Raw genomic sequence first — 18,396 nt, 5'->3', positions numbered from 1 at the left:
CTCGCGCGCAAGGAAAAAGCCCGCCGGCGAATCGCCGGCGGGCTTTTGCATGCGGGAACGTCGGCGCGCGACGAAAGACTCAGGCGCCGACGCCTTCCAGGATTTCGTCGTGCGATTCGCGTTCGTTCAGGTACTCGGTGCGGTAACCGGTGTTCACGCCCCAGAAGTAGAACACGAGCGAGATCGCCGCCACGATCAGCATGTCCCAGCCGTACGGCATCAGGCCATGACCGCCGAATTCCTTGCTGCCGATCAGCGACAGCACGGCCATCGTCGGCAGGTAGGCGACGAGCCACCAGGCCGCCTTCAGGTCGCGGCTCCAGCCGGTCCAGCCGGACTTGCCCTGAAAGTAGAAGTAGACCGGCAGCGCGACGACCATCAGCAGGATGATCTCGCCCGTCAGCGGCCATTTCGCCCAGTACAGGATCAGCGACGCGCAGACGAACGCGAACGGCGCGATCAGCTTCATGCCCGGGATCGACAGCGGACGATCGAGGTCGGTCGCCGCGCGGCGCAGCGCCATCAGGCTGATCGGGCCGGTCAGGTAGGAAATCACCGTCGCGACCGAGATCACCGCCGCGAGCGAGCTCCAGCCGCGGAAGAAGAACAGGAAGACGAAGGACACGATCAGGTTGAACCACATCGCCTGACGCGGCACGCCGTAGAACGGGTGCACGTTGCCGAACATCTTCGGCATCGTGTTGTTGCGCTCCATCGCGTAGATCATCCGCGTGGTGGTCGCCATGTAGGTGGTGCCGGTGCCGCTCGGGCTCACGAACGCATCGACGTACAGCAGGATCGCGAGCCAGTTCAGGTTCAGCGCGATCGCCAGTTCCGCGAACGGCGACGCGAAGTTGAAGTGCGACCAGCCCTTCGCGACGTCGGCCGGGTTCACCGCGCCGATATAGGCGATCTGCAGCAGCACGTAGATCACGAGCGCGATCAGGATCGACGCGATCACCGCGAACGGCACGCTGCGCGACGGATTGCGCGCCTCGCCGGCGAGGTTGATCGGGCTCTGGAAGCCGTTGAACGCGAACACGATGCCGCTCGTCGCCACCGCGGTCAGCACCGCCGACCAGCCGTACGGCGCGAACGTGGCGTTCGACGTGGTGCCGAGGTTCTCGCTGTGGAAGCTCGTCAGGATCAGGCCGAGGATCGTCAGGCCCGGGATCAGGAACTTGAAGATCGTGATCGCGGTGTTGGCGCGCGCAAACAGCTTCACGCCCCAGTAGTTGAGCAGGAAGTAGACGATCACGAGCAGCGCCGACAGCAGCAGCCCGGGTGTTGTCAACTCCCCGTTGATGAACAGGTTGTGCGCCCATTCATACGGCCAGGTGCTCATGTACTGGATCGACGCCTCCGCCTCGATCGGAATCACCGAGACGATCGCGATCCAGTTCGCCCATGCGCTGATGAAGCCCACCAGCGCGCCGTGCGAGTAGCGCGCGTAGCGCACCATGCCGCCCGACTCGGGGAACATCGCGCCCAGCTCCGCGTAGGTCAGCGCGATCGCGAGAATCACCACCGCGCCGATGATCCACGCGCAGATCGCCGCCGGGCCGGCGATCTTCGCGGCCTTCCACGCACCGAACAGCCAGCCCGAGCCGATGATCGAACCCAGCCCGGTCAGCATCAATGCGAACGGACCGATGTTCCGTTGAATAGAACTCTTCACAACCTCTCCTGTGTCTCGAAAAGCACGGTCGACATCGCCGCCGGCTAGTGCCCGGGGCGGTCCCGCACATGCATTCTTGGGGGGTGGATTACCCGATCGGAGCAACCCTTCCGCGCGGCGCGTAGTTTAAACGGTTGCACCTGAATGGGGACGCAAAATCGATCAGCCCCCACAAAAAAGTGAGCACATTTGCAAGTTTTGTAAGCTAGAATTCAGGGTTATCCCGAAGATTCTGTAGCGAATACGGAAATCCGGTTGACCGGCGAAAAAATTAGCCGTATAAAGTTCGGGCAGGATTTCAAGCGGCGAGTGTGTGAATAGGTTCTTTCGTAGTTCGCCCATCAACGGTACTCCGGTTGGTCCCATTACCCCCTTCCTTGATTTTCATGCACTCCCCGGGCTTCGGCCCTGTTTTACATTTTTAGGAAAAAGTAATATGGCAACCGGCACCGTTAAGTGGTTCAACGACGCTAAGGGCTTCGGCTTCATCACCCCGGAAGGCGGCGGCGACGATCTGTTCGCGCACTTCTCGGAAATCAAGATCGACGGTTTCAAGACGCTGCAAGAAAACCAAAAGGTCGAGTTCGAAGTCAAGAACGGCCCGAAGGGTCTGCAAGCTGCGAACATCAAGCCGCTGTAAGCGCGCGATTTCGCTGCTCATGAAAAAAGCCCCGCTCCGGCGGGGCTTTTTGTTTGCGTGCGCCGCACGTCACGCGCCCGCGAACAGGCGCCGCGCGTAAATGCCGAGGCCCGTCGCCACGCTCGCGAGGCGGTCGCCGTAAACCGGCTGCGCGTCCGGAAACGCCTGGGCGAGCGCGCCGGACAGGAACGCGAGCCCGGTCGAGCCGCCCGTGAAGTACAGCGCGCCGACCTCGCGCGGCGCGATGCCGGCAAGCCGCACGGTCTCGCGCGCGGCCGCGACGATCCGCGCGGTGTCGTCGCGGCTCGCGTCGATCAGCCGCGACGCATCGAATGCGATCTGCAAATCCTCCTCGACGTCGTTCAGGTCGATCATCGTCTCCCCGCCCGCCGACACCCCGATCTTCGCCTCTTCCGCGCGCGCCATCAGCGCGTGGCCGAACCGCTGCTCCAGCACGCGCAGCAGGCGCTCGTACTGCCGGACCTCGAGGTACAGGTGCTTCATCAGCTTCAGCTCGCCGATGCGCTTGGGCGTGTACACCGTGTTGATCAGGTGCCAGGTCGCGAGATCGAAGTAGATGCGGTTCGGCAGCTCGCGCCCCTCGGGATCGAGCGCGCGGTAGCCGAACGCGGGCAGGATCGACGACAGCTCCACGCGCCGGTCGTAGTCGGTGCCCGCGACGTGCACGCCGTGGTGCGCGAGCACGTCGCCCTTGCGTTCGAGATGTCGCATCCGCTCAGGCCCCACCCGCACCAGCGAGAAGTCCGACGTGCCGCCGCCGATGTCGGCGACCAGCACGAGCCGCTCTTCCGCCTGCCGCGATTCGTAGTCGAACGCGGCCGCGATCGGCTCGTACTGGAAATGCACGTCCTCGAACCCGACCGAGCGCGCGGCCGCTTCAAGCTGCTGCTGCGCGAGGCGGTCGGCCTGCGGATCGTCGTCGACGAAGAACACCGGCCGGCCCAGCACCGCCCGCCGCGGCGCGACGCCCGCGCAGGCCTGCGCCTTCTGCTTCAGGTGCAGCATGAACTGCGCGATCACGTCGGTGTACGCGATCGCCGAGCCGTCGCCGAGGTCGGTCGTGGTTTCCGCGAGCGCCGAACCGAGGATGCTCTTCAACGAGCGCATCAACCGCCCGTCGAAGCCGTCGATATACGACGCGAGCGCGGCGCGCCCGTACTCGCGGGCGCCCTCGTCGTTGTTGAAGAAGATCGCGGTGGGCAGAGTCAGGTGCTCGCCCTCGACGGGCGCGAGGCGCATGGCGCCCTCGCCGTCCGGCAGCGCCACCGCGGAGTTGGACGTGCCGAAGTCAATCGCGCAATAAGTCATGGCTCAAGCCGCCGCTGGGCAGGCGCGAAAACGGAAGGACCGGGTTTTTATCATGAAAGCGGCCCGGTCACAACCGGGCCTCGCCCGGATCATGCATCGTCCGGGCCTGGGCGGGCCCGCCGCCGCGGGTGCGCACGACACCGGGCGCGATCCGGAGCGATTTTTCAGACGCCCCGCTCGCGCGGGGTCGGGAGCCCGGCCCGAGCGGGCTCGCTCAGGCGACGGTCGGGTACGGCGTCTTCCAGGCCCCCGCATAGGCCACCTCACCGAGCGCGTGGCGGGTACGCGGCGCGCGCTCGCGCTCGCGCAGCACCGGATCGAGCTTGTCCGCGTCGCCATAGTGGCCGAGCGAAATGACGGCGGGAATCGCGACATCCGCCGGCACGCGGAACGCCTCGCGCAGCGCCTTCGCATCGAAGCCCGCCATCTGGTGCGCGGCCAGGCCGAGCGCATGCGCCTGCAGCACCAGCGACAAGCCGGCCGCGCCCGCGTCGTACAGCGCGGTGGGACTCGGCTCGCCCTTCGTGTTGACGGTGTGCGCGGTCACCGCGATCAGCACCGGCGCGGGAGCATTCCAGCCCTGGTTGAACGGCACCAGCGTGGCGAACGCGCGCTTGTAGGCGGCCTCGTCCCGATTGCGGTCGAACACGATGAAACGCCACGGCTGCGCGTTGTACGCCGACGGCGCCCAGCGCGCGGCTTCCAGCACCGCCAGCAGGTCTGCGGCGCTGACCGGCGCGTTCGAGTAGGCGCGCGGGCTCCAGCGGCCGGCGATCAGTTCGTGAATCGAGACGGAGGTCGGGGCGGGTTTGACGGTCATGCGGGTTCCTTGCGAAATGAAAGAGGGCGCGGCATTCCGGGAAGAACCGCAAGCATAACCGCTCGCGCCCCGCCTCGCCCGATCCATCACACCAATGCAAATCGCGCTTTCTGCTTTGCTCCCGGCGCCGCCGTCAGGCCGCGGCCGCCTGCGCGCGCGGCGCGCCGCGCTTGATCCGCAGCACGATCACGGCCCCGACGATGCACAGTCCGCCCGAGATCATCGACGCGAGCGTGTAGGTGCCGAGGCTCGCGCGCAGGAGCCCCGCGCCCAGCGCCGCGAACGCCGCGCCCAGCTGGTGCCCCGCGACGATCCAGCCGAACACCACGGGCGCCGCCGCCTTGCCGTATACGTCGGTCGCGAGCCGCACGGTGGGCGGCACGGTCGCGATCCAGTCGAGCCCGTAGAACACCGCGAACAGCGGCAGGCCGAAGAAATCGATGCCGAACGCATGCGGCAGGTAGATCAGCGACAGCCCGCGCAGCCCGTAGTACCAGAACAGCAGCACGCGGCTGTCGTAGCGATCCGACAGCCAGCCCGACAGCGTCGTGCCGACCAGGTCGAACACGCCCATCGCGGCCAGCAGCGACGCGCCCTGCACCTCCGACATGCCGTAGTCGCTGCACATCGCGATCAGATGGGTGCCGACGTAGCCGTTGGTGCTCGCGCCGCAGATGAAGAAGCTGAAGAACAGCAGCCAGAAGTCGCGCGTGCGCGCCGCCGAGAACAGCGTGCCGAACGCGACCGCGAGCGGATTCTGCTTCGGGCCTTCGGGCACGACCGGCGCGTCGGCGGGCTCGCCGTACGGCCGCAGCCGCAGATCGGCCGGGCGCTCCGGCAGCAGGAACGCGACCAGCGGCACCACCAGCGCGACCGCGAGCGCGACCACCAGCACCACCGGCCGCCAGCCGTGGCGCTGCGCGACCGCCGCGAGCATCGGCAGGAACACCAGCTGGCCGGTCGCCGAGCTGGCCGTCAACAGCCCCATCACGAGGCCGCGCCGCGCGCTGAACCAGCGCGTGACGAAGGTCGCCGACAAGGTCAGCGCCGCGACACCCGTCGCCCCGCCCACCATCACGCCCCAGATCAGCACCATCTGCCAGGTCGCGGTCATCAGCGACGACAGCGCGACTCCCGCGCCCATCACCGTCAGCGCGCTCAGGATCGTCGGCCGTACGCCGAAACGCTGCATCGCCGCCGCCGCGAACGGCCCGGTCAGGCCGTACAGCGCGATGTTCACCGAGATCGCCAGGGAGATCGTCGCGCGCGACCAGCCCAGTTCGCGTTCGAGCGGCACCATCAGCACGCTCGGCGTCGCGCGCGTGCCCGCCGCCGCGAGCAGCACCAGAAACACCACCGCCGCCGCCAGCCATCCGTAGTGGAAACGCCCGCCGATTCTTGTCGCCGCCCAATTCATCGATTTCGCTCCTGGTCCGCCGCGCGGACGCTGCATCCATTTCTGTTGACAACGAGCCAATCTGTTACCGATCGGTCACATTAGGTTGCGATCCTAGTGACCGCTCGGTAACATGTCAAGCAGCCAATAACGCTGACGAGGTCTTTCATGTCCGCCACCGCCGCCAAACCCGTCCGACGCGCGCGCGCGCCCATCGCGGGCGCCACCGCGCACGAGCATCTGCTGCGCGCGGCGGAGGAATTGTTCTATCGGGAAGGGGTGCGCGCCGTCGGCGTGGAAGCCGTGGTCGAGCGCGCCGGCGTCAACAAGATGAGCCTGTATCGCCGCTTCTCGTCGAAGGACGAACTGGTGCTCGCGTATCTCGAACGAATGGATGCGTGCTTCTTCGAGCGCGTCGACGCCAGCGCCGCCCGGCATCCGGACGATCCGAAGGCGCAGCTGATCCAGTATTTCGACGATCTGTCGGCGCGGGCCTTGCAACCCGACTACCGGGGCTGCCCGTTCGTGAACGTCGCGGCGGAATTTCCGGAGTTGAGCCATCCCGCGCGCCAGTTCGTCGCCGACAACAAGGCCCGCCTGATGACCCGGCTCGTCACGCTCGCGCACGGCGCGGGCGCGCGCGAGCCGCAGGCGCTCGCCGATGGGCTCGCGCTGTTGATCGAAGGCATCTACGCGGCAAGCCAGACCTACCGTCCCGACGCAAGCCCGATCGGCGAGGCGCCGCGCGTCGCGCGGCTCCTGATCGACGCCGCCTGCGCGTGAACCGGCGCGCGCCGCCCGCTACAATGCGGCGTTTCCCGCCAGGCCGCTGCCCGACATGACCGTTCCCCGCCCCGCCGAAGACGACGCCACGATCCTCGCCGCCACCCGCAACTGGCTCACGCGCGCGGTGATCGGCCTCAATCTGTGTCCGTTCGCAAAGAGCGTGCATGTGAAGCACCAGGTGCGCTACGCGATCAGCCGCGCGACCTCGTTCGAAGCCGCGCTGACCGACCTCGAGGCCGAGCTGCGCGCGCTCGAGGCAAGTGATCCGGAGCAGGTCGACACGACCTTGCTGATCGTTCCCGACGCGCTCGCCGATTTCGCCGACTACAACGACGCGCTGCTGTTCGCCGACCAGCTGCTGCGCCAGCTGCGCCTCGACGGCATGTTGCAGATCGCGAGCTTCCATCCGCGCTACCAGTTCGACGGCAGCGCGCCCGACGACATCGAGAACTACACGAACCGCGCGCCGTATCCGATCCTGCATCTGCTGCGCGAGGCGAGCATCGCGCGCGCGGTCGACGCGGTGCCCGACGCCGCCGACATCTACGAACGCAATCAGGCGACGCTTCGCCGCCTCGGGCATGACGGCTGGCGGGAATGGATGGCGGGCGACCACCCGGACGACGCAAGCTGACGCAGACGCGTCAGGCGGCCTCGCCCGCGGCCGGCGCGAAGAAGCGCTCGCGCAGTTCCGCGAGCCCGAACATCTCCAGGATCTCGTTCAGGCGCTCGCTGGGCTTGCGGCGCGGCAGGTCCTTGTACTGCGCGATGATCAGCTCGTTCTTCATCGAATGCTCCCAGCCGACCAGCTCGGTCACGCTCACCTGATAGCCGTGCGCCTCCAGTTGCAGGCAGCGCAGCACGTTGGTGATCTGGCTGCCGAATTCGCGGGTATGCAGCGGATGGCGCCACACCTCGGTCAGCGCGTTGCCGAGCGACTTGCCCTTGTTCCTGCGCAGCACGCCTGCGATCTCGGCCTGGCAGCACGGCACCAGCACGATATGGCTCGCGCGTTTCGCGAGCGCGAAGCGGATCGCATCGTCGGTCGCGGTGTTGCAGGCGTGCAGCGCGGTGACGACGTCGATCGTCTCGGGCAGGCGCGGCGACGTGATCGACTCGGCCACCGACAGATTGAGGAACGACATCCCCTCGAAACCGAGCGTCGCCGCGAGCGCGGTCGAGCGCTCGACCAGCTCCTCGCGGGTCTCGATCCCGTAGATGTGCGACGCGCCGGACGGCCGCTCCTTGAAAAACAGGTCGTACAGGATGAAGCCCAGATAGGACTTGCCCGCGCCGTGATCGGCGAGCGTGACGCCGCCCTTGTCCTGCTGCACGCTCGCGAGCAGCGGTTCGATGAACTGGAACAGGTGGTACACCTGCTTGAGCTTGCGACGGCTGTCCTGGTTCATCTTGCCGTCGCGCGTCAGGATGTGCAGCTCCTTGAGCAGTTCGATCGACTGGTTCGGACGGATTTCGTAGGTCTTGTTCGACATCGTGCGGAAAGCAGCCGCCGCGCGCCCGATCGATCGGGCGCGCGGCGGACAGGCAGGCGGAGAAAACCTCAGTTTACCGAAAAGCGCGGCGCGTCACGCCCGCGCGGCGAGCCGCCACAGCGACGTGCGCTCCGCCGCGCGCGCGCTATGCAGCGGATCGGCGGGATCGGCCGCCTTCGGATGGTGCGGCCGGATCTCGTCGCGACCGATTACCGTCAGGCCCGCCGCCTCGATCCAGCCGAGCAGCGCCTCGCGCGTGCGCAGGCCGAGATGTTCCGCGAAATCGGACAGGATCAGCCAGCCTTCGCCGCCCGGCTCCAGGTGCGCGGCGAGCCCCGCGAGAAAGCCCCTGAGCATCCGGCTGTCCGGATCGTAGACCGCATACTCGATCGCCGAGCTGGGCCGCGCGGGCACCCAGGGCGGATTGCAGACCACGAGCGGCGCGCGCCCGGCCGGAAACAGGTCCGCCTCGCCTACCTCGACCTGCCCGGCATAGCCGAGCCGCGCGAGGTTGTCGCGCGCGCAGGCCAGCGCGCGCGGATCCTGGTCGGTCGCCACCACGCGGCGCACGCCGCGCGCCGCCAGCACCGCCGCCAGCACGCCGGTGCCGGTGCCGATGTCGAATGCGAGCGCGCTCGACGGCAGCGGCGCGCGCGCGACCAGCGTCACGTACTCGCCGCGCACCGGCGAGAACACGCCGTAGTGCGGATGGATGCGCGCGCCGAGCGCGTCGATCTCAACCCCTTTCTTGCGCCATTCGTGCGCGCCGTTGAGCCCGAGCAATTCGCGCAGCGACACGATCGAGCGCTCGCCGCCGCCCGGCCCGTAGGCTTCCTCGCACGCGTCGCGCCAATCGGGCGCGCGCCGCAGCGCGATCCCGTAGTCCGCCTCGAGCGGGATCAGCAGCATGCCGAGCGTGCGCGCGCGCTGCGACTGCGCGAGCCGATGGAGATTGAAGGCGTCGGCGGGCGTCGCGGCCGCCTTGCGCGGCTTGCGGTCGAGGCGGCGCGCGAGCGCCTGCAGCAGTTGCCGCGCATTCTGGAAGTCGCCCTGCCAGACGAGCGCCGTGCCCTCGCTCGCGAGGCGATAGGCGACGTCGGCCGTGGTGCGGTCGTCGGCCGGCACCGCGCGCCGCGGCGGGCTCGCGCCCGCTTCGGAGCGCCAGCGCGCGACACAGTCCGCGCCCTGAGCGTCGGTCCAATGGAAAAGAGTGGAATCAGTCACACGTACTCGAAAACGGTTGAATCACAGGCGATGCCGTGCATCGCACGGACCACACAGTAGCGCGCTTTGGGCCGCGGCCGCAAAACCGCGCGACCGGCCGCGCGGCACGCCAGCTCAATACGGCGCGGGAGCGGTGCCGAACAGCGGCGACGCCGGCAGGCTCAGCTCGCCCGCGTCGTGAAAACGCGCGCCGCCGAACGGACCGCCGCCGAGCCGGCCGCGCATCACATAGGGCAGCTTGCCCGCGCCGGCCACGTCGGCGAGGCCGAACGCCTGCCGCGCGACAGCGAACGCGGACACCGTGACGGGCACCGCGATCACCGCCTCGCCGAAGCGCGGGACCGTGCCGCGCGCATCGCTGACGCCGGTCGCGAACGCCTTGCCGTTCACCTCGAGATCGAGCGAGACGCCGTCGTAGTCGAGCGCGCTGTCGTTGGGATTCTGCAGCCGCAGCATCACGTTGAAACGCGCCTCCAGCCCCTGGCCGGCCAGCGGTTCGAGGCCCACCACGTTCGCGCGCACCGGGTCGCGACCGGACAGCGCCGCGCAGCCGCCCAGCATCAGCAACATGGCAAGCGCAAGCAGCCACCCACGTGGAACGGCACGGAACGAACGGAACATGACGACGACCTCGCTTTGGAACACCCGGACCGGCCATTGTACCGAGCCCGCCCCGTCGCCTCGTTCGGACTCCCCGTCGCGCGCGCCCTGGTCCGACGAACCCGGCCGGTGGATCTCGTAGTTTCCGCGCGGCGCGCCGCCGGCCGCGCGCGCCGCACTACGAAAATTCAATCACCCGAAAATATTGTCCATTAACTCACTCAATTCATATTCATTGAAAGAAACGTAATATGCATTTTTAGAAAAATTTCGTTTCCTTTGCAGAAAATCATCAAGTATATTGACCCACATCTTTCGATTCGCCTGACATACCTTAAAAGTGCTTGACAATCACGCCTCCGCCGCTCTGGCGGGCGGGTGCGTTCAAGCGCGCGCCGAAGCTATGCCAGACGGCGGAAGTCGCCGGCCCATATGGCTCCCGGCCTTGGTGAAGCGCGCCGCGGCGGCGCGTCGCCGCCGTGCGCGAGCTGACGCCCGATTCGGCCGCGCCGGCAGTTTGATCGACAATCCAGAATCAAAAGGGGGCACCACTCCATGATTATCTTCACCTAGTCAATTACCACGCCTTTCGAATATCACCGGAATACCGTCATTCGCCGTCGATTAACGGCGAGGGCGAACTATTGCCGGTCGATTGCAAAACATGACTGTCTGGTCTTTCTTCCATTCGAGGTTTCAGCATGTGGATCAATACGCATAGGATTCGCTACCTGTCGCTGCTGGGCGTGCTCGCGCTCGCAGCCTGCGGCGGCGACGACGGCGGCATCGGCGGCTCGGCCACGTCGCTCGGCGCGGCGCACGCGCCGACCGTGGCCACCCCCGCCGCCAGCACGCCGGCGGCCACCCCGGTCGACAAAAGCGCGAAGCCGGTCGAGCTGCCCGACACGGTGGTGCCGGTCAACTACCGGCTGTGGTTCCGCCCGAACGACGACCTGAACCAGTTCAACGGGCGCGCGGACGTCGAGATCAAGGTGCTCAAGCCGGTCAATGCGATCGTCGTCGCCGCGCACCGGATCCAGTTCACCAACGGCCGGATCACGCTGCAGCCCGGCAACGTGCCGCTGATCGCCACGCCACAGAGCAAGGGCGACTATTACCAGCTGCGCCCCGCGAGCGGCTCGATCGCCCCGGGCAACTATTCGCTGCACATGGAATGGCAGGGCATCATCAACTTCATGTCGAAGGGCGACCCGACCAAGGGCACCGTCGGCAGCTGCGACAACGATCCGTATCCCGGCTGCTCCGCCGCCGAAGGGATCTTCCGCGTCGACCTGAAAGGCACCGACGGCAAGACCAGCGGCGCGATCCTCACGCAGGGCGAAACCGACCTGTCGCGCCAGTGGTTCCCCGGCTGGGACGAGCCGGCGTTCCGCCCGACCTACGAGGTGACGGCCGAGGTGCCGCAGGCGTGGCGCGTGGTGTCGAACGCGGCCGAGAAGCCGGCGGCGAACGTCGGCGGCGGCTACAAGCTGGTGTCGTTCGAGAAGACGCCGCCGATGCCGTCCTATCTGGTGTTCTTCGGCGGCGGCCAGTTCGACGTGCTCGAGGACGACTTCACGAGCCCGCTGCCCGACGGCCGCGGCTTGCACCTGCGCGTGTTCACGCCGCCCGGCATGCGGGACTGGGCGAAGCCCGCGATGCAGCGCACCAAGCAGGCGCTCGACTTCTACTACCGCTATACGGGCATTCCGCTGCCGCTCACCAAGTTCGACACGGTCGCCGCGAACGATGCGTTCAAGGCGCAGAAGAACCTGAACTTCGGCGGCATGGAGAACTGGGGCTCGATTCTCGAGTTCGCGGACGACATCCTGCCCGAGCCGGGCAAGCCGATGTCGCGCTACGGCGACCAGGTGCTCACGCACGAAGTCGCGCACCAGTGGTTCGGCGATCTCGTGACGGCCGACTGGTGGGACAACGTGTGGCTCAACGAATCGTTCGCGACCTTCTTCGAAACCAAGACGACGATCCAGTTCTTCCCGGATCAGTTCAACTGGATCGATGACGTGAAGGACCGCTATCGCGTGATCAATCGCGACATCGGGCCGAACGCGTTCCCGGTCGCGCCGAACTTCAACGCGTGGGGCTCGAACGAATTCGTGCTCGGCGGCGGCTCGTTCGTCTACAACAAGGGCGGCCACGTGCTGAAGATGCTCGAGGGCTATCTCGGCGAGGAAACGCTGCGCAAGGGTCTGCAGCAGTACCTGACCGATTACTCGTTCGGCAACGGCACGCCGAAGCGGCTGTGGGATGCGCTGTCGAAGGCGAGCGGCCAGCAGGTCGGGCCGATCGGCGACAGCTACGTGCGCCAGACCGGCGTGCCGCTCCTGAGCCTCGACACGCAGTGCGACCTGACGAAGAACCAGACCATCGTCACGCTGAAGCAGGCGCCGTACCCGAATACCAACAAGTATCCGGGCACGCAGTGGACGGTGCCGGTCACGCTCGCGTACGGCGACGGCCTCGTCAACCGCAAGACGCTCGCGCTCAAGGACACCCAGACGCAGATCCGTCTCGACGGCTGCTCGGCGGTGCTCGCGAACCCGTCGGGCCACGACTACTACGTGACGAACTACAGCGACGCCGCGTGGAGCGCGCTGCTGCCGCAGCTCGGCCGCACGACCGATCCAGTGCTGCTGCAAAGCCTGAAGAGCGAAGCCGCGCTGCTGGTCGGCTCGAACCTCGCACCGGCCTCGCGTTCGAGCAGCATCGGCACGATCAACTCGCCGGCTGCGATGTCGCTGCGTCAGGTGCCGTCCGGCAGCACGCTGCTCGCGCCGGCCACGACGGACGAACGTGAACGCGACTATCCGACGCTGCGCTACCAGGGCAAGTTCGTGCCGCGGCAGGTGCACACGCAGTAAGCGCGCGGCGGATCGCGCGGGCCGTCGCACGGCGCGCGCGACACCGGCCGCCCCGCGCGGCCGGCCGCCCCAACCAACGGACCTCGTCAGCGAGGTCCGTTTTTTTTCGCCCGCGCGCCGCGCTCAGCCCGCTTCGCGCTCCCACGGCGGCGGCGCGAACCACGCCTTGAGGAACTCGATGAGCCGCAGCGTGCGCGCGCTGCCGCGCGCCTGCTGGCGCAGCAGGTGGATCGTCGCGCGCTCCTCGATCGCGCCGAGCGCCGGCAGCACCCGCTGCAAGGTTCCCGCGCGCAGCGCGTCGCCCGCGAGCCAGGTCGGCAGATGCGCGATGCCGAGCCCGTCGAGCGCCGCCGCCAGCAAGGCCTCCGAATGATTGCTGCGGAACCTCGGCCGCGCCGGCGGCAGCCGGCGCTCGCCGAACCGCCACGCGCCCGGCGGCGGCGCGCCGACCCAGGCGAGGCAGTCGTGCTCCGCCAGCGCGTCGAGCGACGCGGGTGCGCCGCACCGCTCGAGATAGGCGGGGCTCGCGCACAGCACCCGCCGCTGCGGCGCGAGCACCGTCGCGACCAGCCGCGTGTCCTCCAGCGGGCCGATCCGCAGCGCGAGATCGACCTCGGCGCCGAGCCGCTCGCCGTGCGGATCGACCATGCTGTCCGTCAGCAGCAGCTCCACGTCGAGCGCCGGATGACGCCGCATGAACGCCGCGACGGCCGGCATCAGGTGGAGCCGGCCGAACGGCGCCGGACAATCGACGCGCAAGAGCCCGCCCGGCTCGCTGTGCCGGCTGTGCAGGTCCTCCTGCAGGCCGCGGATCTCCGCGAGCAGGCCCTTGGCCCGCTCGTACAGCAACTGGCCGGCCTCGGTCGGCTTCACCGCGTGCGTGGTCCGGTGCAGGAGCGGCAGCCCGAGCTGCGCCTCCAGGTGATCGATGCGGCGCGTGACCGACGACGCGGCCACGCCAAGCCGCCGCGCCACCGCCGAGAAGCCTTGCTGGTCGACCACGTCGACGAAGACCGAGAGATGGGGAGACAGGAGATCGTCCATGATGGCTTTGCGTTGAATGCAAAACCATCATGCGCCTTTGCATCTTTCCGCGTCAACCGCGCCTGCCTACACTGCCCTCATCCCTTTTCTCCGGCCGCCCGAGGCGGCCTTCCACCAGGAGCCCGCCATGCGCAGCATCCGCCTTGACACCGCCGCCCCCGACATCGACGCGCTCGACGCCGCCGTCCGGGAGGTCGACGCGCCCACCCCGGCCGCGGGCGACCTGCTCATCGAAATCCACGCGGCCGGCGTGAACCCGAGCGACGTGAAGGCCGCGCTCGGCCACATGCCGCACGCGATCTGGCCGCGCACGCCGGGCCGCGACTGGTCCGGCATCGTGCGCGTGGGCCCCGCCGACTGGATCGGCGCGCCGGTGTGGGGCTCGGGCGGCGAGCTGGGGATCCGCCGCGACGGCTCGCACGCCGCGCTGCTCGCGCTCGACGCCGCCAAGGTGCGCCGCAAGCCCGCGCGCCTGACGCTCGACGAGGCGGCCGGCGTCGGCGTGCCGTTCATCACCGCCTACGAAGGCCTGCGCCGCGCCGGGTTGCCGGCCGAGGGCGAGGTGGTGCTCGTGTTCGGCGCGAACGGCAAGGTCGGCCAGGCGGCGATCCAGCTGGCGAGCGCGCGCGGCGCGACCGTGATCGGCGTCGAGCGCGGTCCGGGCGCGTATCGCGGCCACGCGACGGGGCCGGTGCCCGTGATCGACGCCTCGGCGGGCGACGTCGCCGCCGCGGTGCGCGACGCCACGGGCGGCCGCGGCGCGGATCTCGTCTACAACACCGTCGGCAGTCCCTACTTCGCGGCGGCGAACGCGGCGATGGCGATCGGCGCGCGCCAGATCTTCATCTCGACGCTCGAACGCAGCGTGCCGTTCGACATCTTCGCGTTCTATCGCGGCCAGCACACCTACGTCGGCGTCGATTCGCTCGCGCTCGACGGCGCCGCGAGCGCGCGGATCCTCGATGCGCTCGCGCCCGGCTTCGAGGGCGGCACGCTGCGCGCCTTCCCGATCACGGCCGATCACACGTATCCGCTCGAACGCGCGCACGATGCATACCGCGCGGTGCTCGCGGGCGCGCGCGAACGTGTCCTGCTCAAGCCCTGAGCCTCGCAACGAAGGAGATGGCCATGACCGATTACCTGGTTTCGCTCGTCGTCGGACTCGGCGTCGGCGTGCTGTACGCGCTGCTGCACGTGCGTTCGCCCGCGCCGCCGCTCGTCGCACTGGTCGGCCTGCTCGGCATGGTGCTCGGCGAGCGCGCGATCGCGCTGCTGCGCTAGTCAGCGGTCGCCGCCCCGGTTGCGGCGGAACGCCCACCACGCGGCCAGCGCGGTGAAGCCCGCCACCAGCAGCACCATCATCCAGAAGCCGTGCTTGTTCTCCGAGAACGGCACGCCGCCCACGTTCATGCCGAAGAAACCGGCGACGATGTTGATCGGCAGCGCGATCACGGTCACGAGCGTCAGCGTGAACAGCGTGCGGTTGTTCTGCTCCGCGAGCCGCGCGCTGATCTCTTCCTGCAGCAGCTTGATCCGCTCGACCAGCCCCGCGAGATCGGCCAGCACGCGCGAAAATTCCTCGGTCGATTCGCGCAGCGCCTGCACGTCGTCGGGCAGGAGCCACGCCGGCGGCTTCGCGAGCAGCCGGAAGATCGCGCCCGGCTCCGGCGCGAGCATGCGTTGCAGGCGCGTCAGCGTGCGGCGCATCGTGCCCAGCTCCATCCGGTTCGCGGTCGGCCGCTGCGACAGGAAGCGATCCTCGATCTGGTCGATCTCGACGCTCGTGCGCCGCACGATCTCCACCATCAGGTCCGCCTGATCGCGCAGCAGATGGATCAGCAGCCCGGCGGGCGAGCGGAAGCGCTCGCCTTGCCGCACGCAGGCGCGCAGCGTGTCGACGGAGCGCAGCGGCTTCAGGCGCGCGCTGACCAGCAGGTGCCGGTGCGCATACGCCCAGAGCGTCGAGATCTCGGCCGGCGTCGGATCGAAATTGAACATCACGTCGTTGACCACGGCTCGCAGCGCGCCGTCCTGCTGCTCGATCCGGGTGGAATGCGAGCCTTCGCGCAGGAATTCGAAGAACGTCTCCGGCAAATCGAGGTGCGCGCGCATCCAGCGCTCGCTCGCCCCATGCGCGAGATTGAAGTGCAGCCACAGGAACGGGCGCCGGCCGTCGTCGCGCGCCGGCGCGTCGGGCTGCCGCGCGAGCCACTCGACCACCTGCCCGGCGTCGACCGGCTCGCCCGCGGCGTCGGGCGCGAACAGGAAGCCGCACACCATGCCGGACAGGTCGGCGCCATAGGTTTGCACGATCAACTCGGGTTTCATTGCGGTGTTCGCCTGCTCAGCATTTCGGATCCGTAGCCAATGCCACAGTCGTGTGTCGCGGCGATGTCAGGACGCGTATCCGGCTCCATTCCGTCTCGCCCGACGCCGCGCCGGCCTTTCCCACAAGCGACGGCATTCCGCGTTCCTCACGCCTCGCGACGTAATGGATCACACCGACTTTTAATTACGCACCGCTAAATGAACATTCTCGACGACGCTTATTTCGAGATCCTGCTTTATCTCGAATTAGCAATCTGAACGCTGAGTACGCTACCGCACTTTCACCTCACGCAAGCTTTGTTAATTTTCATCGGACAAAACCGCCGTCTCGAGCACGACCTGGAAAACAGCCCCGCCCATCCTTCAATTCCCCTCTGAATCGATGTTCGAGCATGAATCCTGATGAGGGCGCGGTTGAAAATATAGGATCGCGAAATATTAAAGAGAATTGATTTGCACAGTGCAAACAAGGCACGGCAGATCGGTACCCTGCCAGATGGGCCATCTGGCATTTATTGGAGAAGATCCATGCAAGAACTCAACCAACAGGAAGTTGCGCTGGTTTCGGGCGGTCACTATGACGGCGGCACCATTTTCGATACGGCGGGCAATCTGATCGAATCATATGCCCAGGGCCTGGTCAACGTCGGCCTGGCCGCGTACAAGGCGGGCGAAGCGGTGACGACGGTCGCGGTCACCACGGGCAACACCCTGCTGGGCCTGATCGGCAGCCTGTTCGGCATCAAGAAGTAAGCTTTCGCGCACAGCGTCTCCCGCGCGACGACCGGCGGCCGCTTCGCGGCGGTCGCCGGCCCGCCCGGCATGCACGGTTCCGGCCGTGCATGCCGGGTCGCTTTTGCGGCGCATCGCCAAGCACGCCGCCCCATTCGACCGCTCCCGTCCGTGACCTCGCCCACGCCCCTGTTCCGCGAAGCCGCGCAAGACGCGCAGCGCACCCGCACGCTCGGCGAGATCGTCCTGATCCGCCCCGTCTCGCTCCGTTTCCTGACGCTCGCGGCCGTCAGCATGGCCCTCGTCGTGATCCTGTTCTTCGCGTTCGGCGCCTATACGCGCCGCACCACGGTCGAAGGCGTGCTCACGCCCGACACCGGGCTCGTCAAGCTCTACACCCAGCAGCCGGGCATCGTGCTGCGCAAGTACGTGACCGAGGGCCGCGCCGTCACGCGCGGCCAGCCGCTCTATGCGATCTCCACCGACCTGCAGAGCGCCGCCGCCGGCGACACCCAGGCCGCCATCATCGATCAGGCCCGCCAGCGCAAGTCCTCGCTCCAGCAGGAAATGGCCAAGACCCGCCAGTTGCAGGGCGACGAGCGCGATACCCTGCAGGCCAAGATCACGAGCCTGCGCGCCGAACTCGCCGGCATCGACGACCAGCTCGCCGCCCAGCGCACGCGCACCTCGCTCGCGGCCGATGCGGCCGCGCGCTACGCCGGCCTGCTCGCCAAGGACTACATCTCCAAGGACCAGGCCCAACAGCGCGAGGCCGACCTGCTCGACCAGCAATCGAAGCTGCACGGCCTGCAGCGCGATCGGGCCGGCACGACGCAGCAGCTCACCCAGGCGCTCAGCGATCTCGACGGCCTCGCCCTCAAGCAGCAGAACCAGCTCGCCCAGCTCGGCCGCAACGTCAGCGAAGTCGACCAGAGCCTGATCGAGAGCGAGGCCCGCCGCGAGCTCGTGATCACCGCACCCGAGACCGGCACCGCCACCGCCGTGATCGCCGAACCCGGCCAGATGGTCGACACGGCTCACCCGCTTGCCAGTATCGTGCCGGCGAGCTCGCACTGGCAGGCCTACCTGTTCGTGCCGAGCGCCGCGGTCGGCTTCATCCACGTCGGCGCGCCCGTGCTGATCCGCTACCAGGCCTACCCGTACCAGAAATTCGGCCAGTACGCGGCCACCGTCACCTCGATCGCGCGCACCGCGCTGTCGACGGCCGACCTCGCGTCGAGCGGCGGCCCCGCGAGCGGCGACGGCACCTACTACCGCGTCACCGTCGCACTGCGGTCGCAGTCCGTCACCGCCTACGGCAAGCCGCAGCCCTTGCAGGCCGGCATGGCCCTGCAGGCCGACATCCTGCAGGAACGCCGCCGCCTGTACGAGTGGGTGCTCGAACCGCTCTACAGCCTCACCGGCAAACTCTGACCCGCGCCCG

Annotated in this window: 16 protein-coding genes and 1 pseudogene; 8 read left to right on the top strand and 9 right to left on the bottom strand. The window is 68.0% G+C overall.

The window, feature by feature from the left end; translation table 11 throughout:
* Positions 1–79 precede the first annotated feature (79 nt).
* Positions 80–1,678 carry an APC family permease gene (locus Bsp3421_RS31985; RefSeq protein WP_274000939.1) on the bottom strand — a complete coding sequence of 533 codons (1,599 nt, stop codon included), beginning with the start codon at positions 1,676–1,678 and terminating at the stop codon, positions 80–82.
* Between the two features lie 436 nt (positions 1,679–2,114).
* On the opposite strand from Bsp3421_RS31985, the gene Bsp3421_RS31980 reads away from it, so the two are divergent.
* Positions 2,115–2,318: a cold-shock protein gene (locus Bsp3421_RS31980; protein WP_252985999.1), complete on the top strand. Its 204-nt coding sequence runs from the start codon at positions 2,115–2,117 to the stop codon at positions 2,316–2,318.
* Between the two features lie 69 nt (positions 2,319–2,387).
* Here Bsp3421_RS31980 and Bsp3421_RS31975 read toward each other — a convergent pair whose 3' ends face one another.
* The 3 genes from Bsp3421_RS31975 to Bsp3421_RS31965 all read right to left on the bottom strand — a co-directional run bounded on the left by Bsp3421_RS31975 (position 2,388) and on the right by Bsp3421_RS31965 (position 5,884).
* The gene (locus Bsp3421_RS31975; protein WP_274000938.1) at positions 2,388–3,647 is read right to left on the bottom strand and encodes an Hsp70 family protein; all 1,260 of its coding nucleotides are present in this window, start codon (positions 3,645–3,647) and stop codon (positions 2,388–2,390) included.
* A 214-nt stretch (positions 3,648–3,861) separates the two neighbouring features.
* On the bottom strand, positions 3,862–4,467 hold the full coding sequence (locus Bsp3421_RS31970; RefSeq protein WP_274000937.1) for a nitroreductase family protein: 606 nt from the start codon (positions 4,465–4,467) through the stop codon (positions 3,862–3,864).
* 133 nt (positions 4,468–4,600) lie between these two features.
* Entirely contained in the window at positions 4,601–5,884 is a 1,284-nt protein-coding gene (locus Bsp3421_RS31965; RefSeq protein WP_274000935.1) for an MFS transporter, read from the bottom strand.
* 147 nt (positions 5,885–6,031) lie between these two features.
* On the opposite strand from Bsp3421_RS31965, the gene Bsp3421_RS31960 reads away from it, so the two are divergent.
* Both Bsp3421_RS31960 and Bsp3421_RS31955 read left to right on the top strand, forming a co-directional pair.
* Positions 6,032–6,646: a TetR/AcrR family transcriptional regulator gene (locus Bsp3421_RS31960; RefSeq protein WP_274000934.1), complete on the top strand. Its 615-nt coding sequence runs from the start codon at positions 6,032–6,034 to the stop codon at positions 6,644–6,646.
* 55 nt (positions 6,647–6,701) lie between these two features.
* Entirely contained in the window at positions 6,702–7,283 is a 582-nt protein-coding gene (locus tag Bsp3421_RS31955; RefSeq protein WP_274000933.1) for a DUF1415 domain-containing protein, read from the top strand.
* A gap of 10 nt (positions 7,284–7,293) precedes the next feature.
* On the opposite strand, the gene Bsp3421_RS31950 is transcribed toward Bsp3421_RS31955, so the two are convergent.
* The 3 genes from Bsp3421_RS31950 to Bsp3421_RS31940 form a co-directional block, all read right to left on the bottom strand.
* Positions 7,294–8,142, bottom strand: a complete 849-nt coding sequence (locus Bsp3421_RS31950) for a class I SAM-dependent methyltransferase (RefSeq protein WP_274000931.1) — start codon at positions 8,140–8,142, stop codon at positions 7,294–7,296.
* Positions 8,143–8,235: 93 nt separating this feature from the next.
* Positions 8,236–9,366, bottom strand: a complete 1,131-nt coding sequence (locus Bsp3421_RS31945) for a class I SAM-dependent methyltransferase (RefSeq protein WP_274000929.1) — start codon at positions 9,364–9,366, stop codon at positions 8,236–8,238.
* Between the two features lie 114 nt (positions 9,367–9,480).
* A complete protein-coding gene (locus Bsp3421_RS31940) occupies positions 9,481–9,987 on the bottom strand; it encodes an LEA type 2 family protein (RefSeq protein ID WP_274004431.1) in 507 nt (168 codons plus the stop codon).
* A 680-nt stretch (positions 9,988–10,667) separates the two neighbouring features.
* Between Bsp3421_RS31940 and Bsp3421_RS31935 the strand changes: the two genes are divergently transcribed.
* Positions 10,668–12,848, top strand: a complete 2,181-nt coding sequence (locus Bsp3421_RS31935; protein WP_274000928.1) for a M1 family metallopeptidase — start codon at positions 10,668–10,670, stop codon at positions 12,846–12,848.
* Between the two features lie 123 nt (positions 12,849–12,971).
* Here the strand turns inward: Bsp3421_RS31935 and Bsp3421_RS31930 are convergent, their stop codons facing one another.
* Entirely contained in the window at positions 12,972–13,892 is a 921-nt protein-coding gene (locus tag Bsp3421_RS31930; protein WP_274000926.1) for a LysR family transcriptional regulator, read from the bottom strand.
* Positions 13,893–14,019: 127 nt separating this feature from the next.
* Between Bsp3421_RS31930 and Bsp3421_RS31925 the strand changes: the two genes are divergently transcribed.
* Together Bsp3421_RS31925 and Bsp3421_RS31920 are read left to right on the top strand one after the other, a co-directional pair.
* Entirely contained in the window at positions 14,020–14,997 is a 978-nt protein-coding gene (locus Bsp3421_RS31925; protein ID WP_274000924.1) for a quinone oxidoreductase family protein, read from the top strand.
* Between the two features lie 23 nt (positions 14,998–15,020).
* Positions 15,021–15,170, top strand: a pseudogene (locus Bsp3421_RS31920) (DUF1427 family protein); the annotation flags it as partial.
* Positions 15,171–15,173: 3 nt separating this feature from the next.
* Here the strand turns inward: Bsp3421_RS31920 and Bsp3421_RS31915 are convergent.
* Entirely contained in the window at positions 15,174–16,220 is a 1,047-nt protein-coding gene (locus Bsp3421_RS31915; RefSeq protein ID WP_274000923.1) for a transporter, read from the bottom strand.
* A 528-nt stretch (positions 16,221–16,748) separates the two neighbouring features.
* On the opposite strand from Bsp3421_RS31915, the gene Bsp3421_RS31910 reads away from it, so the two are divergent.
* Positions 16,749–16,973 (top strand): hypothetical protein, encoded by a 225-nt coding sequence (locus tag Bsp3421_RS31910; protein ID WP_274000922.1) that lies wholly within the window; start codon positions 16,749–16,751, stop codon positions 16,971–16,973.
* 150 nt (positions 16,974–17,123) lie between these two features.
* On the top strand, positions 17,124–18,386 hold the full coding sequence (locus Bsp3421_RS31905; protein WP_274000921.1) for an HlyD family secretion protein: 1,263 nt from the start codon (positions 17,124–17,126) through the stop codon (positions 18,384–18,386).
* The last annotated feature ends 10 nt before the right edge of the window (positions 18,387–18,396 follow it).

The sequence above is a fragment of the Burkholderia sp. FERM BP-3421 genome (assembly GCF_028657905.1).
Classification (GTDB): Bacteria; Pseudomonadota; Gammaproteobacteria; order Burkholderiales; family Burkholderiaceae; genus Burkholderia.
Note: the sequence above shows the minus strand (reverse complement) of the source record. Positions and strands in the feature narration are given on the sequence as shown.